The 14,326-nt window shown below is 38.0% G+C and carries 14 protein-coding genes and 1 other RNA gene; 10 read left to right on the plus strand and 5 right to left on the minus strand.

Annotated elements, in window-relative coordinates:
- Positions 1 to 129 precede the first annotated feature (129 nt).
- From MKY15_RS13805 to MKY15_RS13820, 4 genes are all read left to right on the plus strand, one after another.
- Positions 130 to 855 carry a class I SAM-dependent methyltransferase gene (locus tag MKY15_RS13805; RefSeq protein ID WP_342537783.1) on the plus strand — a complete coding sequence of 242 codons (726 nt, stop codon included), beginning with the start codon at positions 130 to 132 and terminating at the stop codon, positions 853 to 855.
- 146 nt (positions 856 to 1,001) lie between these two features.
- Positions 1,002 to 2,267, plus strand: a complete 1,266-nt coding sequence (locus tag MKY15_RS13810) for a neutral/alkaline non-lysosomal ceramidase N-terminal domain-containing protein (RefSeq protein ID WP_342537784.1) — start codon at positions 1,002 to 1,004, stop codon at positions 2,265 to 2,267.
- A 568-nt stretch (positions 2,268 to 2,835) separates the two neighbouring features.
- Positions 2,836 to 3,354 carry a hypothetical protein gene (locus MKY15_RS13815; RefSeq protein WP_342537785.1) on the plus strand — a complete coding sequence of 173 codons (519 nt, stop codon included), beginning with the start codon at positions 2,836 to 2,838 and terminating at the stop codon, positions 3,352 to 3,354.
- A 623-nt stretch (positions 3,355 to 3,977) separates the two neighbouring features.
- Positions 3,978 to 4,760: a class I SAM-dependent methyltransferase gene (locus MKY15_RS13820; RefSeq protein WP_342537786.1), complete on the plus strand. Its 783-nt coding sequence runs from the start codon at positions 3,978 to 3,980 to the stop codon at positions 4,758 to 4,760.
- 68 nt (positions 4,761 to 4,828) lie between these two features.
- Here MKY15_RS13820 and MKY15_RS13825 read toward each other — a convergent pair whose 3' ends face one another.
- On the minus strand, positions 4,829 to 5,386 hold the full coding sequence (locus tag MKY15_RS13825) for a membrane lipoprotein lipid attachment site-containing protein (protein ID WP_342537787.1): 558 nt from the start codon (positions 5,384 to 5,386) through the stop codon (positions 4,829 to 4,831).
- Between the two features lie 397 nt (positions 5,387 to 5,783).
- Positions 5,784 to 6,746 (minus strand): M23 family metallopeptidase, encoded by a 963-nt coding sequence (locus tag MKY15_RS13830; protein ID WP_342539756.1) that lies wholly within the window; start codon positions 6,744 to 6,746, stop codon positions 5,784 to 5,786.
- A 241-nt stretch (positions 6,747 to 6,987) separates the two neighbouring features.
- On the opposite strand from MKY15_RS13830, the gene MKY15_RS13835 reads away from it, so the two are divergent.
- The 5 genes from MKY15_RS13835 (at position 6,988) to MKY15_RS13855 (ending at position 11,244) form a co-directional block, all read left to right on the plus strand.
- On the plus strand, positions 6,988 to 7,497 hold the full coding sequence (locus MKY15_RS13835; RefSeq protein ID WP_067213871.1) for a DUF3231 family protein: 510 nt from the start codon (positions 6,988 to 6,990) through the stop codon (positions 7,495 to 7,497).
- 108 nt (positions 7,498 to 7,605) lie between these two features.
- Positions 7,606 to 8,400, plus strand: coding sequence for a GNAT family N-acetyltransferase (locus tag MKY15_RS13840; protein WP_342537788.1), 795 nt, complete (start codon positions 7,606 to 7,608; stop codon positions 8,398 to 8,400).
- Between the two features lie 111 nt (positions 8,401 to 8,511).
- Complete coding sequence (locus MKY15_RS13845) at positions 8,512 to 8,829, plus strand: thioredoxin family protein (RefSeq protein ID WP_338653143.1); 318 nt, start codon at positions 8,512 to 8,514, stop codon at positions 8,827 to 8,829.
- A 21-nt stretch (positions 8,830 to 8,850) separates the two neighbouring features.
- Positions 8,851 to 10,509, plus strand: coding sequence for an FAD-binding dehydrogenase (locus MKY15_RS13850; RefSeq protein ID WP_342537790.1), 1,659 nt, complete (start codon positions 8,851 to 8,853; stop codon positions 10,507 to 10,509).
- 30 nt (positions 10,510 to 10,539) lie between these two features.
- Complete coding sequence (locus tag MKY15_RS13855; RefSeq protein WP_067206974.1) at positions 10,540 to 11,244, plus strand: gamma-glutamyl-gamma-aminobutyrate hydrolase family protein; 705 nt, start codon at positions 10,540 to 10,542, stop codon at positions 11,242 to 11,244.
- A gap of 75 nt (positions 11,245 to 11,319) precedes the next feature.
- Here the strand turns inward: MKY15_RS13855 and MKY15_RS13860 are convergent, their stop codons facing one another.
- The 3 genes from MKY15_RS13860 to ssrS all read right to left on the minus strand — a co-directional run bounded on the left by MKY15_RS13860 (position 11,320) and on the right by ssrS (position 13,290).
- On the minus strand, positions 11,320 to 12,045 hold the full coding sequence (locus MKY15_RS13860) for a glycerophosphodiester phosphodiesterase (RefSeq protein ID WP_342537791.1): 726 nt from the start codon (positions 12,043 to 12,045) through the stop codon (positions 11,320 to 11,322).
- A gap of 421 nt (positions 12,046 to 12,466) precedes the next feature.
- Positions 12,467 to 13,024 (minus strand): DUF1273 domain-containing protein, encoded by a 558-nt coding sequence (locus tag MKY15_RS13865; RefSeq protein ID WP_067213872.1) that lies wholly within the window; start codon positions 13,022 to 13,024, stop codon positions 12,467 to 12,469.
- A 74-nt stretch (positions 13,025 to 13,098) separates the two neighbouring features.
- Positions 13,099 to 13,290: non-coding RNA, 6S RNA (gene ssrS, locus MKY15_RS13870), on the minus strand.
- A 479-nt stretch (positions 13,291 to 13,769) separates the two neighbouring features.
- Between ssrS and MKY15_RS13875 the strand changes: the two genes are divergently transcribed.
- A complete protein-coding gene (locus MKY15_RS13875; protein WP_067206979.1) occupies positions 13,770 to 14,249 on the plus strand; it encodes a metal-dependent hydrolase in 480 nt (159 codons plus the stop codon).
- The last annotated feature ends 77 nt before the right edge of the window (positions 14,250 to 14,326 follow it).

Below are 14,326 nucleotides of genomic sequence, written 5' to 3' on the forward strand. Positions count from 1 at the left end.
CATTTGATTGAAAAAGGAATAATAATACTTCGTAGAATTTAGATAGTCAGAAGTAAATTGGTACTAAATTAAATTTGTGAACAATCAAGGCGAGTGGTAATCATCGAAGCAAATAAGGAGATTTTGAAATTGAATAAGGAAAGCTGGGAGAAATCAGCAGAACGTTTTTTCGGAAGAGCAGCTCTTCCGGAATATGGACCATTTTCTTTGAATGAAGAACGACTTGGACTATTTGGTGATATTTCAAATCAAAAGGTCTTGGATATTGGATGTGGTAGTGGGCATTCATTACAATATATGGGTAACCAAGGAGCAAAGGAACTATGGGGGGTGGATCTTTCAACAAAGCAAATAGAAACAGCTACTAAATTGTTGAGTAACCAACAAGTCAAAGTTTCTTTAGTAGAGTCTCCAATGGAGGAAAACCCAGGACTACCAAGCAATTACTTTGATATTGCATACTCAATTTATGCATTAGGGTGGACGGTTGATTTACGACGTACATTGTCAAATATCCATAACTATCTAAAGCCAGGTGGTATTTTCATCTTTAGTTGGGAACACCCTATCCACGACCGCTTGACCTACGAAGAGTCATCGTTTACTTTTAATAAATCTTATAATATCGAAGGTCCGGAATACAATGAAGCGTGGCATAATAGTGTCATTATTCACCATCGGAAATTAAGTACATATATAAATACACTAATCGAATCCGGTTTCACTATTGAAAAAGTATTAGATGATGTTGAGTTACCTGATAACAAAGATTCAGATAATCCTTCGAGATGGTACTCAACCCAAAAAGCCCAATTAGTGCCTGCAACATTTATAATAAAAGCTTTCAAAAAGTAATGATGGAAATATTATTTCTGAAATTAGTATTAACGTCGCGACGTTTCTATGATAAGTAGGAACGTTTTTGACTTACCGGACAAGTTTGTTGAAGAAGAACGTAACGTACTAAAATGAAAATTCACAAAATTAATGGGGAGATTTAAATGAGTAAAGTTGGTGTTTATAAGGTTGATATTACGCCACCATTGGGTATTGATTTTATTGGATACCATAGACCGACTGGGATAAGTAATATTGATGAACGTATTTATGCAACAGCCTTTATTTTTGAAAGCAAAGAAACAAAGTCCGTAATTATTAGTATTGATAACATAGGCATGTTAATAAAAGATACTATAATTATACGTGAACAAATAGTAAAGGAATTGAAAATCCCATTTGAAAATATAACGGTTGTTTATACTCATACACATTCTGGTCCTGCAACAGCAAGTAATAATCAAGTGGTTCAATCTTATACAAGTAGCTTAATTACAAATGTCGTAAAAGCTACTGTTCATGCAAATGAGAATATGCAACCATCTGAGGTTGGATGGAATGTAACAATGGGTGAAATAGGAGTAAACCGAAGAGAGATTTCATTAGATGGAAAAGTGAAGAGGGGTATAAATGTGAATGGGGTTGTTGATAACAGAATAGGAGTATTAGCAATAAAACACCCTACAACAGGAAAATTTCAAGGTCTAATTGTATTTTGTACTGCCCATCCAAATGTATTAAAGGGAGATAGTGATATTTTATCAGCAGACTATCCTGGGCTAACAAGGGATATTCTTCAAAATACACTTCACTGTCCTGTAATAATTATTCAAGGGGCGGCTGGAAATGTTAATGCTAATTATCGTGGTTCAAAGGAAGCCTTAGGAAAAATGGCTTATGCCTTAAGTGGTAGTGTTCTTACGATGATTCCAAGTATTAATTATAAATCTATTTCTAAGCTTAGAACTGTTTCAACTAAAATGTCAATGAAACTAAAAGATATTCCTGAACCTGATGTTATAAAAAGGATGGCATTATTAGCTGAGGAACAATGGGGTGTAAATACTGATAAATGGTTAATGGTTCTTTTGGGTTTGCATAAACAAAATATTAAACAACTTTCTATTGATTTAGAAATTCAATTACTTCAAATTAATGAGGGTTCATTTTCAGGAATACCAATGGAGCCCTTTTCTGAAACAGCTCTTGACATTCAAAAAAGACTAAAGAATAAGCTTGCCTTTTTTGGGGGTTATACCAACGGTTATCTTGGCTATTTACCTACAAAAGAAGCATATCCATACGGTGGTTATGAGGTGGAAGTGAATCCAGTGATTTATGGACCGATTACTGACTTGTGGATGCCCCCAGTTGATAATACTGCTGAACAGGTTGTGAAAAAGGTGTTGGAATTATATAATACTAAATAATTTATGCTGAGCTTATTAGTAAATGTAACTTTTCCACTTGAACTCCTATGAAAATTAAATATTGCTTAGAATCTATAAAGTTGCATAACAAAAAAGACTGAGCCTTCAGAATGATTATATCGATATGATAGGTAAATCAGCAACCAACTCCATTCTTCCTAGAGGCTAGTGCAATAACTAGTGTAGGATTAATCTCGCATAGCTGCTACTCATATCAAGTGCGACAATCTGTAATGCACCGTGAACGTTGGAGTTAGACTGGTGGTTGGGCCCTATGACACGATTGTTGATCGACCATCTTTGGTAGCCGTAATATTCAGTATCCGTTCTGTACACGTTTGCATTCTCTTTGTTTTGCGCTTTTTATAACAAAGGTCAAAAACCTGTTTTCTTACACATTAGAGGAGTGTGCATGTTTGATAAAAAAGTGATTTTAGTATTGCTATGTTGGATTTTAGATGGTTGTGCAGTGATGTCTGATCTCTTCAAGCAAAAGGAGCGATTTTTGGAAATTCGGCAGCCGTGTCTTTAAAGTAAGGAGACAGGCACTGTACAAGGAGGGGGAGAAATGGTTATTGTTAATCTCGCATTTTTTATCTTCATATTAATAGCTTCGATATATATACTGTTCATCAAATCAAAAAATGATGTTCTGAAACGTTATTTATCTTTCATAATTATCAATTCCTTTTTCTTTTTTTCTATTTTTGATATTAAATCAGTGTTATGGATCACACTGATTTGTGCAATAGGACTAATTTTGCATACAAAATCACCAATAAAAGATAAAGTCATTTTTATATTTATAGTCATTTTTATTTTTGTAATATATCGTGTTCCCACAAGCCCAGCCGAATTTGAGACGTACTTAATTGAGGAACATGCGATTCATTGTTCAGTAGTGGAATGTGTAGAAGTTGTTGAAATTGTAAATGATAACAAGCTTCAAATGCAAGCGACTAAATATGCAATTCAAGGTTTAACTTTTGATTGGTATTTTGTTTTTTCACAGGGTCAAATCGTATTGAACAATGAAAATATAAAGGCTATTAATATAGCTGGATTTTGGATTCAAATAAACAAATAAGAAGTAAAACTCGATGATGAAGGTGTTGGATACGATCTTTACAATACGAGTTAGTTGTACTTAAAGTAACGGGGCGTTATTTTAAGTAAAGTAGCTTAAGAAAATCCTTTATGTGTGGAAAATAATCAGTAAATATAAAACAGCTTATATTTATTACGCCTTATTGAACTAAATGGAGCAGATTACTAGAATGAGCACAATATAGTCGATCATGACAATAGAGTATCAATACAGAATATTATCTATTAAAATTCAAACGAGGAGGGGGACTATGAAAAAAATTACACCGATTGTAATAATTCTTATTGCCTTATTCGTAGGTGCTCTAGGCTACTCCCTGTTTATCAAAGTATTTATTCCAAATATGATGTAATGATTATCCTAAGAAATCATCTGTGTTTTTTGTCCACAGTAGTAGGTGTCAACTGTGGAATGCATGGAAACTGGCACGTTCCGTGCGGAGCAGGGGGAAATCTGGAGAATAGAATCAAATGCTTACCTATTGCTAACTTTAGCAAAACAAGGCTGCCAAGAGATTGTTTTTACTGTTAATAAAGTAACGTAGCGGATTCACTTTAAGAAGGTGCCCCATCCACAAACTAGCCAAAATAGGAGGAATTACAATGGACACAACACAACAAAACAGTAACGCTTGGGATAAGAAAGTTGAAGAGGGGTCTAGATACACACAATCTGTGAGTAGCGAAATCATTGAAAAAAGTAAATCTGGTGAATGGGAAATTACTGTCACTACTGAAAGATCAGTTCCACGAGATTGGTTTCCGAAATCTTTAGTAGGATTAAAAATACTTTGTTTAGCATCTGGTGGAGGGCAACAAGGACCTATTTTAGCTGCGGCTGGAGCAGATGTAACAGTGACTGATATATCTAAAAAGCAATTGCAACAAGATGAATATGTAGCTAAACGTGATGGATTAACTATAAAAACGGTACAAGGCGATATGTCAGACCTTAGTGACTTTAAAGATGAATATTTTGATATTGTTGTTAATCCTGTTTCTAACTTGTTTGTAAAAGATGTTAACCCTGTATGGAAGGAAATTTCAAGAGTTTTAAAAAATAGAGGTATTTTAATTGCAGGATTTACAAATCCTTTATTATGGATTTTTGATGATAATCAAGAAAGAAAAGGTATTCTTGATGTTAAATATTCCATACCTTCATCGTCATTGGATTATTTGCTAGAGGATGAAGTTCAAGCTTATATAAAATCAAGTCAAACAATAGAATACGCACATACTTTGGAAGATCAAATTCAAGGGCAAATTGAAGCAGGGTTTGTTATAACAGGTTTTTATGATGATGACTTCGGTGGAACAAGAATTTTAGACAAGCATATTAAAACTTTTATTACTACAAGAGCTATAAAGCTAAAGATTGAATAATATTTTTTCACTAACAGTACTTTAGTTGAATTATTAAACGTAAGTAAAAATTATCCATTTTTTACTAACTATTCATATCCCCCTTTGGATTCGGGAAGTCCTATATATTCTTCCTTACTTCTAATTATACTAAATACGTAATTTCGTAACTCAATTAATTGTTTAGCATCGTTGGTAGGATCACAGTATGTCCCTGAAAAAGAATGAGTTATGGTTTCGCCGTTGATGGTAATTTTCCATTCATCCTCTTCGTGTGGTTCTTGTGTGCAAGTGGTTCCGTTTATAGGTTCGGGTATAAATTTTTTCTTTTCTACTATATTAACTTCTTTCATTTTCTTATAAATCTTATCCATTTCCTTATCTGTTAAATTTACAGTTGCCTTTGCAGTCCCATCCGTTATTAAATCTTTGGTCACTGTATTTTGAAATGTGTTGATTTCATTATTTTTTCCCACACCAAACTGAACAGAGAACCCAAAGTCATTTGGCATATCTTCTGGCAAAGTTTGAACAGTAGAAGCGGTTTCTTTTGAACGCGAAACACTAGATTCATTTGAATTTTTAGTCAATTGATTGCAAGCGCTCAAAATGAAGGTGGCTAAAATAAACAATAATATTTTTTTCAACAATTATCCCCCTTTTTTTAATGAGACGAATTGTCCCACTTTTTGGTTTCACTTCATTCAAGAATCCTGCTAGTTTGTTTAAATGGATAATTTAAAAATTCAAAATATATTTAAACATAAATTTCATTTATATAATAAGTTCGCTTCATATTAAGTGAACAATTAGCAACATTATCGGCATTTGTTTCAATAACACCGCATAAATTTATGCGGTGACTTCAATTCGTGTACGTATTGATCTGTTAATTAGTTTGTCAAATCGACTTAAGCATTGATATAACAACAAAAAGGAAGACATCAATTCATAGTGAATTGTGTCCCCAATATAGGTTGTTATTTGATGTTTTCTCTCCGTCAACCGAATACGTTAGTATTATAACTGATGTTTTCACTGACCTCACTTCTGTTTATCCTGCCGTTCCCAAATTCTAAGCGAAGGATAAGGATCGAAAGCCCATTCTGTTCGTCCGTTATATTTGTACATCCCGTAGTGGAGATGAGGAGGAAAACGTCCTGATGTTCCTGCTTTTCCATAACCTGAGCTGCCCACTGAACCAATGATGGTCTTTGGTTCAACTATGTCTCCTTCTTTTAGATCTTTATTGAAATAAGCTAAATGGGCAAAATAGTGGTACGTATTATGGGTGTCGCGAATGCCGACCCGCCAACCTCCAAAATCATTCCACCCCATTATTTCGATAACGCCATAGGACGTGGCTCGAACAGGGGTACCATATCCAGCGAACAAATCGGTTCCCTCGTGAATCCTTCTGCCACCCCATCCTCTGCTTGCTCCCCAGGTTCCACGGTAACTGTAATTGTAATTGGTTGGGACAGGAAAGGCGTGTTCATCCAAGTCTAATGTTTCAAAGTGTTTATACAGTTTTGCAATAGCTATAATTTGTTTAACCGTGTCTTCGCGCTTGTAATAGTCCAATAAAGCCAATTTGAAATCTTCTTCCGCTTGCCCATATTCGCTTAAATAAGTTGCCATTGTATATAGGACGTCTTCTGCATCATTTATATTGGCTAGCCCATCTTCATTGCCATCAAGTCCATTCCCATCTGAATAAGCAATCGATTCAGGAGAAGTATCTTTTTTATCGAGGTTAAGTGGACCTGTCCAATAATCATCTGAAAACTGAATGGCGACCGGCCCTTCATTCTTCGGAATGTCAGTTCGAACTTGTTGGATGTTGCGTTCAAATTGATCAACTGCCGCTAAATAATACCACGGGACAGTTATGTTTTCGAAGCGCAAATAAAGACGCATTCGTTCATCTAGAATCATTTCTTGAGTAGGCTCTTCTTTTGCTGAAACAACCGTTAAGAATAGCAAAGACAATGCGAGTACATACATTGGTAAGACAAACCAGTGACGCACGAAAAAACCTCCTTTTAATACATGTATATTAGAATTCCCCAATTGGATTTATTCATAAGTACATTTTTCAGGAAAACAATTCAAAATTGAATTTAAACTAATTATTCACCTGTGGTTTGTATGTGACTCGCAGGTGAAAAATATGTATATAAATGTTTTTCTAACACATAATACGATTGAAATCCATTACACAAGTGGAGAGAAAAGGAGAGATGAATTGGGTATTTTAAATGGTAATCCAAAAGATGAACCGTTACATTACGGTGAAGTACTAGGCTCATGGGCGTTTGTTGGAGCGAATAATGGTTTAATCAGTGCGTATCAAGCATTTATTAATCATGCAGGTGACGGGGATCTCATCGAGCTGTTGGAAGAAGCAGTAAAAACGATGAAATCGGAGAACAAACAACTTGAAAATATTTTAAAAGAGAATGGCATTGCATTGCCGCCGTCATTGCCAGAGCGTCCTAAAGCGAAAGCGGAAGATATACCGGTCGGAGCAAGGTTTATGGATCCTGAAATCAGCGGTGCCATATCGATTAACGTCGGACAAGCTCTTGTGTCTTGCAGCCAAGTGTTGGGACAATGCTTGCGAGAAGACCTTGCAATGATGTTCGGAAAATTCCATGCAGATAAAATGTTATTTGGTTTGAAGTTATTGAGAATGAACAAAGAAAAAGGGTGGATTATACCGCCACCGCTTCATACGGATTCTCCTAGTCGTTAACGAAACGAAAAGGATCTTGTCATTAAGTTGACAAGGTCCTTTTCGTATTGCACCTTGAAAGTCTTATGTGGTAAGCTAATCCATAAAACTTGAAGAGGGGGAATTCAGATGATTCGACAGCTTGTGGAAGAAGACAGGAAAGTTACGTTCGATTTCATTTCACAGAAGCCAGCAGAAAATCTATTTATAATAGGAGATATTGAAGCGTATGGGTTTACTAATCCGATTCAGAAATTATGGGGTGATTTTGTTGAGGATGGTGAATTGCGAGGGATTCTACTAAACTATGATGGTAATTTCATCGTATATGCACCAGAAGAATACGATGCAAAAGGGTTTGCAGAAATTATCAATCATGATGAAAAGTATGAGTTCATTTCAGGGATTGAGCAGATTGTTGTTAAATTGGAACCGTATTTGACTAGTAAACCGTCAAATCCACGTGTACTCTATTACGCTAAATGTGAGCATGCTAAGGGTTTGCAAGAAGTACCCCCAGAGATTGAAGTGAAAAAAGCGACACCTGATGACGCGGAACGAATCATAGATCAAATGTATGGAATTCCCGAATTTGCTACGAGTACATTCAGTGTTGAACGTAAACGTGAGTCACTTAGTAATAAATCTGCCCGTACGTACTTCATCGAAGAAGATGGGCGGATAATAAGTTCCGCATCGAGCACTGCAGAAAATAGTCAGTCGGCCATGATTGTTGGCGTTGGTACTTTATCGGGATATGAGAAAAAAGGATTAGCTTCATATTGCATGTCTATTCTTTGCACAGAATTGCTCAATGAAGGCAAGATGCTTTGTCTCTTCTATGATAATCCCGCTGCGGGCTCCATCTATAAACGAATTGGTTTTGTTGATATTGGGAAATGGTGCATGTGGAGTTTCAAATAACTGAATGCTAGGTGGAATATGATTATAATTCACTGAAAATATTAAATTGTGTCTTTGTTGATGCTATAATTAAATCGTGTTTGCTAACTAAAAAAATAGGAGTGATTTCAAATGGAAAAACTACAATCAATGGAACAATTCGACAAGCTGAAAAATGAGGAGAGAACAATGTTCATGTTTTCCGCAGATTGGTGTCCCGACTGCCGAGTAATTGAACCGTTGTTACCTGGGATTGAAGCAGATTACCCGGAATATAGTTTCATTCTTGTTGACCGTGATGAGTTTATAGATTTATGTGGAGACTTAGATATTTTTGGAATCCCGAGTTTTATCGCATTCCATAGTGGTGTTGAAGCGGGTCGCTTTGTTAGTAAAGACCGTAAATCGCAAACGGAAATCGAAGAATTTATTAACAGTCTTTCGGCTTGATTTAAGGGGGGAGGCTACTCGATGAAATATGACGTCATTGTTGTTGGTGCTGGTTTGGCGGGATTAGTTGCGACGGCAGAGCTTACAAATGCCGGGAAGAAAGTTCTACTGCTCGATCAGGAACCGGAAGCCTCTCTTGGCGGACAAGCTTGGTGGTCATTTGGCGGCTTATTTCTCGTTGATTCACCTGAGCAACGAAGAATGGGCATTAAGGATTCGCAGGAACTTGCTTGGCAGGACTGGTTGGGAACTGCTGGTTTTGACCGTCAGGAAGATGAAGATTATTGGGGAAAGAAGTGGGCCGAAGCGTATGTTAACTTCGCTGCAACTGAGAAAAGAGAGTGGTTGCATGCGCAAGGCATTCGTTTTTTTCCGGTTGTAGGATGGGCGGAACGCGGTGGCCATCTAGCGGAAGGACCTGGTAATTCGGTCCCGCGCTTTCATATTGTATGGGGAACAGGACCTGGTATCGTTAAACCTTTTGAGGATAAAATGCGGATTGCGATAGATAAAGGATTAGTTGAGTATCTGCCTCGCCACCGTGTCGATGAATTGATTACGAAAAATGGTGCTGTGACTGGAGTACGTGGTGCTTTACTTGTACCTAGTGCCGTCGCCCGTGGTGTAGCGAGTTCCCGTGAAGTGATTAGTGGCTTTGAATTATATGCGGAAGCGGTGTTAGTGACAAGTGGGGGTATGGGAGCGAATCTTGAATTGATCCGAAAAAACTGGCCACTCCGTCTTGGAAAAGCACCGAAAGATATGATTTCAGGGGTTCCTGAACATGTGGATGGGCGTATGCTGGCGATTACAGAGCAAGCTGGGGGCCGAATTGTTAACAGGGATCGGATGTGGCATTATACGGAAGGCATTAAAAACTGGAACCCGGTATGGGCAAATCATGGGATTCGTATTCTTCCTGGCCCATCCTCCCTTTGGCTAGATGCTAAGGGGAAGCGATTATCAGCTCCGAATTTCCCTGGATTCGATACATTAGGAACACTTGAAGCACTCCGGGCAACCGGTTACGATTACTCATGGTTCATATTGACCCAATCGATCATCGAGAAAGAATTTGCGTTATCCGGATCTGAGCAAAATCCGGATTTGACGGAAAAGAGTATCGGGAAAGTGCTACAGAGAATCCTGCCTGGCCCAACTGCGCCGGTAAAAGCATTCATGGATAAAGGCGAAGATTTTATCGTAGCCGATACACTCCCGGAACTTGTCTCGGGGATGAATAAAATGACTGGAGAAAACTTATTGAAGTTAGACGACATTGAACGGCAAGTCATTGCTAGGGATCGTGAGATGGATAATAAATTCACCAAGGATTTGCAAATTACAGCATTGCGTGGTGCCCGTCACTATATCGGAGATAAGCTTGTCAGAGTAGCGGCTCCACATAAACTCCTTAATCCTAAAAAAGGACCGTTGATTGCGGTGCGTTTACATATCGTCAGTCGAAAGACACTTGGTGGATTGCAAACCGATTTAGATGGCCGAGTTCTTGACCTGACTGGGAATCCAATACCGGGTTTATATGCCGCTGGCGAAGTAGCAGGATTTGGCGGTGGTGGTGTTCATGGCTATCGTTCATTGGAAGGGACGTTCCTTGGAGGCTGTATTTTTTCCGGAAGGCAAGCGGGAAGGGCATGTGCAAACTATACGCGAGCGTAAGAATATACTAGTTATAAGGGGGATATGTGGATGAAACCAGTTATTGGTATAACGACAGATGTTCAGCAAGATGGGGAAAATATATTAAAAAACACATATGTACAGGCAGTTATCCGAGCGGGTGGATTGCCGATGATTGTTCCGGTTGGGTTGGAGCAAGACGTTGAGCAACTGATCGAAATGTTTGATGGCCTTTTATTATCTGGAGGAAATGATATCAATCCGATGTTGTTTAATGAAGAACCGCATGAGTATCTCGGAGTAGTCTCACCAAGCAGGGATTCAAGCGAACTTGAACTTGCGCGCAGAATGCTCAAAACAGGGAAACCGATTCTTGGCATTTGTAGAGGGCTTCAAGTATTGAATGTCGCAGTTGGTGGAACATTGTATCAAGATCTTTATAAACAAAACGACAGTCCAATTCTTCAACATATACAAAAGGCACCCAACACGCACTGTTCTCATTATGTTCAACTGGATAAAGGAAGTTTGCTTGAATCGATTGCGGGGAGTGAACGCATTCAGGTGAATTCGTATCATCATCAATCGCTGAAGGAAGTACCGTCTGATTTCAAAGTTACTGCTGTAGCAAGCGATGGGATTGTGGAGGCAATTGAAAGCACGGATGAACAATTCGTATTAGGCGTTCAATGGCATCCCGAAGCATTATCGGCAGCAGGGGATGCTGTTTCCTTGCGAATATTTGAAAGATTCATTAGTGAGTGTGCTAACTAGGGAATTAAATAATGGCTAGTGATAGTAATCAATCTTTAAACGAAAAAATGATTGAATAGAAAAAGCTGGGTTTGTTCAGCTTTTTCTATTCAAATGAATCATCATTTTCTTTGGATAATCAGTAAATAGAGCGGTGACACCAATTTTCCTCAGTGCTTCTGCATACTTTACTTCATTAACAGTGAAGACACGAACAGCCACTCCGGTTTCTACCACTTTTCTCATAGATGGACGAGCAGCGGATGGTAATGAGATATGGAGTGCATCAGCAGGAATAGTACGCATATAATCGAGCGGATCGACTAGTACTTCCATGAACAAGGCTGCAGTTTCAATGTGCGGTGCAATTTTTTTTACTGCCCGAACAGCTTCGTGATCGAATGATGAAATAACGACACGCGAATCGAGTTTCATCTTCTGAACCATTGCAACAACTTTCCCCACCATTCCCTCGTAAGGAAATATATCCGATTTTAGTTCGATATTTAGATGGTGAGAAGTCTCGGAAAAAATATCGAGTACTTCATACAGCGTCGGTATAAGTTCACCCCGGAATTCATCAGAAAACCAACTGCCAAAATCAAATGACCTTAACTCCGCAAGTGTCATGTCTTTCACGAAACCTTTGCCATCTGATGTTCTAGCTATTGTTTCATCATGAATGACAACCAGTTCACCGTCTTTTGTCAAATGAACATCGAATTCTACGCCGTAAATAGGAAGCCTGGCAGCTTCATGGAAGGCGGCAAGTGAATTTTCTGGATGTGTTCCGGACGAACCGCGATGTGCGTAAATATCCATTATTGGGACCACCATCCTTTTCATGCTATTGTAATATGTGTATAACAGCAACGCAATTATAAACCCGATTAGTAAATGAAATTGGAAAAGGGATGTCCTCGATTGAGGAACATCCCTTTGTTTTGTCAGGTAACACTATACTTTTGAATTTAATTTTTCATCCCGATTATTCGGGGAATAATTTCCATAGAAAGGATAAGCTTTCAGAGCCGCGGTCATTGTTCCACTGGGTGCTTTCTAACTTAAGCAACATAAACCCTGCCTACTTTTACGTCCTTGCGACCCTTTAGTCGCGCCAGTGTGAATAAGTATTCTCAAAAACAGTACGTAGAATGCCAGATATTCAAATCTTAAGCATTACCTTATTGTTAACGGAACTATCATACCATGTAGCACAAGAAGTGTCAAGGAATCGGAAACCTTATTGCCATTCATCCATTTGTTCTTCTTCTGCAATTACTTGCAAGTCGTCCGCGCTGATTGTGAGAACTTGATAATCGGAACGTTCCGCATGTTTTTCCGCGGACCTTTTAACAAATTTTGGAGAGCCATCATTTTCCTCATCGTAAACAATGAGTATTCCATCAGAATTGCGCATGAAGAACTTATCTTTTTCGATAAATTGCCACGGAGCTTCATAGGGTCTCTTCGTAAGACTCGTATGATAGTCTGCTTTAGCGATGAGAGAATGATACTTTTCCTTTTTCATATCGTTCCAATTTTTCTCCTGATCTGTAAAGGGAGTAATAACGGCATATTTCAAATCGGTATATTCTTTTTTCAAATCAATTACGACCTCGGCTGCCCATGCTTCAATTCCTAGTTGACCGCTTATAATTACCCATTCCAACCCGTCGTCCAGTAAGGCGACTAGTCGTTTTTCTAATGCTTTTTTTATAAAACGGACGCCTGGATGCTTGTCATCGAATATGCCGAGTTCATGGGGTTTATAACCCGTGACCACCAATCGTTTGAGAATGATGTCCGCCCCCTTCAAATGTATAATAAAAAAACCAGCTTCCAATGGAAACCAGTTTCATTTAAATTATTAAAATAACAGCCGCCTTTGCCGTATGGTCTTAGAAAGTTTTAAACCACCACTTCTCAAAGTGGGTGTTCGCAGAAACAATCCTGTATGCCCCAGTTATCGAAAGAACTGGGTATGCCATTCCTGTATCTAGGTAAAACTCCCGATTACAGCTTAAGGGTTAAAACTTAATATTTATACGCACAACGCAGCTTGTAAATATAGTGTACATCATCGGCTTGATATTTTCAAATGAAATTGTTGGAATCCATTAAGAAATATTTGAATGATTTCTGATCCATGCAGTGCAACAACGTTTATGAACAAACTAAAAACACTTGTGACTTTAGCTGTGTGTATTCTTGGTTTTTATTATGGAATAAATATGTAGAAACTATATTAAAAAGAACGTTCGTTTGGTATAATGAAGATAGGGTTGAAAGGAGAAAAACCCGTTTTCAGTGGAAGACGAGTGTTCGAGAACTCTATAGAGCTGGAACTTATATCTTTATGAATAGCGATGTAAACGGAGCAGTAACTATTTTGCGCAAATGGACTCATACATACGCTTTAGTGGCCAAGAAGAGAATTAGAATGGTGGAAATTTGGAAATTGAAACATATCGAATCTTTTTGCTTTAATGAAGATGAGTTCAAACTAGTTAAGAAATGAATTTAGCTGAAAAAGGAGAATAAGCATGACAGGGAAAACACACATCGTAGGCGGCATTGCAGCAAGTCTTGCTTATGCACAATTTACAAATCATGATCCGATTATAATGCTTGGAGCGGGGATAATTGGCGCGTTACTTCCTGACATTTGTCACAGTGGTAGTAAAATCGGAAGAAAATTTAAGTTGTTATCGAAACTTATCAATATGCTATTCGGTCATCGTACATTTACACACAGTTTATTGTTCTTGGTGATTATCGCGACGTTAATGAATGCCTTTACTCCAAATGAGGCTGTGAAGGCAGGACTTTTAGCGGGGATGGTGAGTCATTACATATTAGATATGGCGACGAAAAACGGAATCAAACTGCTTTTCCCACTTAGCATGACAGTTCGCTTTCCATTGACGACAAGAACCGGAAGCAAGGTAGAGAGCATCGTGTTCAGTCTTCTATCGCTTTTATCATTCTATTTTGGCTATGAAGCATTCAGTTATTATCTATAATTGAAGTTGGTTTAAAAAAAATGATGTTCTAGCTCGTTTTTTGTTAGAATGGAAAGGGTAAAAGAGAGGGAGAAAAA

The organism is Sporosarcina sp. FSL K6-1540, from assembly GCF_038620285.1.
Lineage (GTDB): Bacteria > Bacillota > Bacilli > Bacillales_A > Planococcaceae > Sporosarcina > Sporosarcina psychrophila.

Coding starts and splice junctions, on each gene's coding strand:
- MKY15_RS13850 (WP_342537790.1), top strand. CDS start 8,851: ATGAAATATGACGTCATTGTTGTTGGTGCTGGTTTGGCGGGATTAGTT.
- MKY15_RS13845 (WP_338653143.1), top strand. CDS start 8,512: ATGGAAAAACTACAATCAATGGAACAATTCGACAAGCTGAAAAATGAG.
- MKY15_RS13855 (WP_067206974.1), top strand. CDS start 10,540: ATGAAACCAGTTATTGGTATAACGACAGATGTTCAGCAAGATGGGGAA.
- MKY15_RS13815 (WP_342537785.1), top strand. CDS start 2,836: ATGGTTATTGTTAATCTCGCATTTTTTATCTTCATATTAATAGCTTCG.
- MKY15_RS13840 (WP_342537788.1), top strand. CDS start 7,606: ATGATTCGACAGCTTGTGGAAGAAGACAGGAAAGTTACGTTCGATTTC.
- MKY15_RS13860 (WP_342537791.1), bottom strand. CDS start 12,045: ATGGATATTTACGCACATCGCGGTTCGTCCGGAACACATCCAGAAAAT.
- MKY15_RS13820 (WP_342537786.1), top strand. CDS start 3,978: ATGGACACAACACAACAAAACAGTAACGCTTGGGATAAGAAAGTTGAA.
- MKY15_RS13830 (WP_342539756.1), bottom strand. CDS start 6,746: ATGTATGTACTCGCATTGTCTTTGCTATTCTTAACGGTTGTTTCAGCA.
- MKY15_RS13810 (WP_342537784.1), top strand. CDS start 1,002: ATGAGTAAAGTTGGTGTTTATAAGGTTGATATTACGCCACCATTGGGT.
- MKY15_RS13875 (WP_067206979.1), top strand. CDS start 13,770: ATGACAGGGAAAACACACATCGTAGGCGGCATTGCAGCAAGTCTTGCT.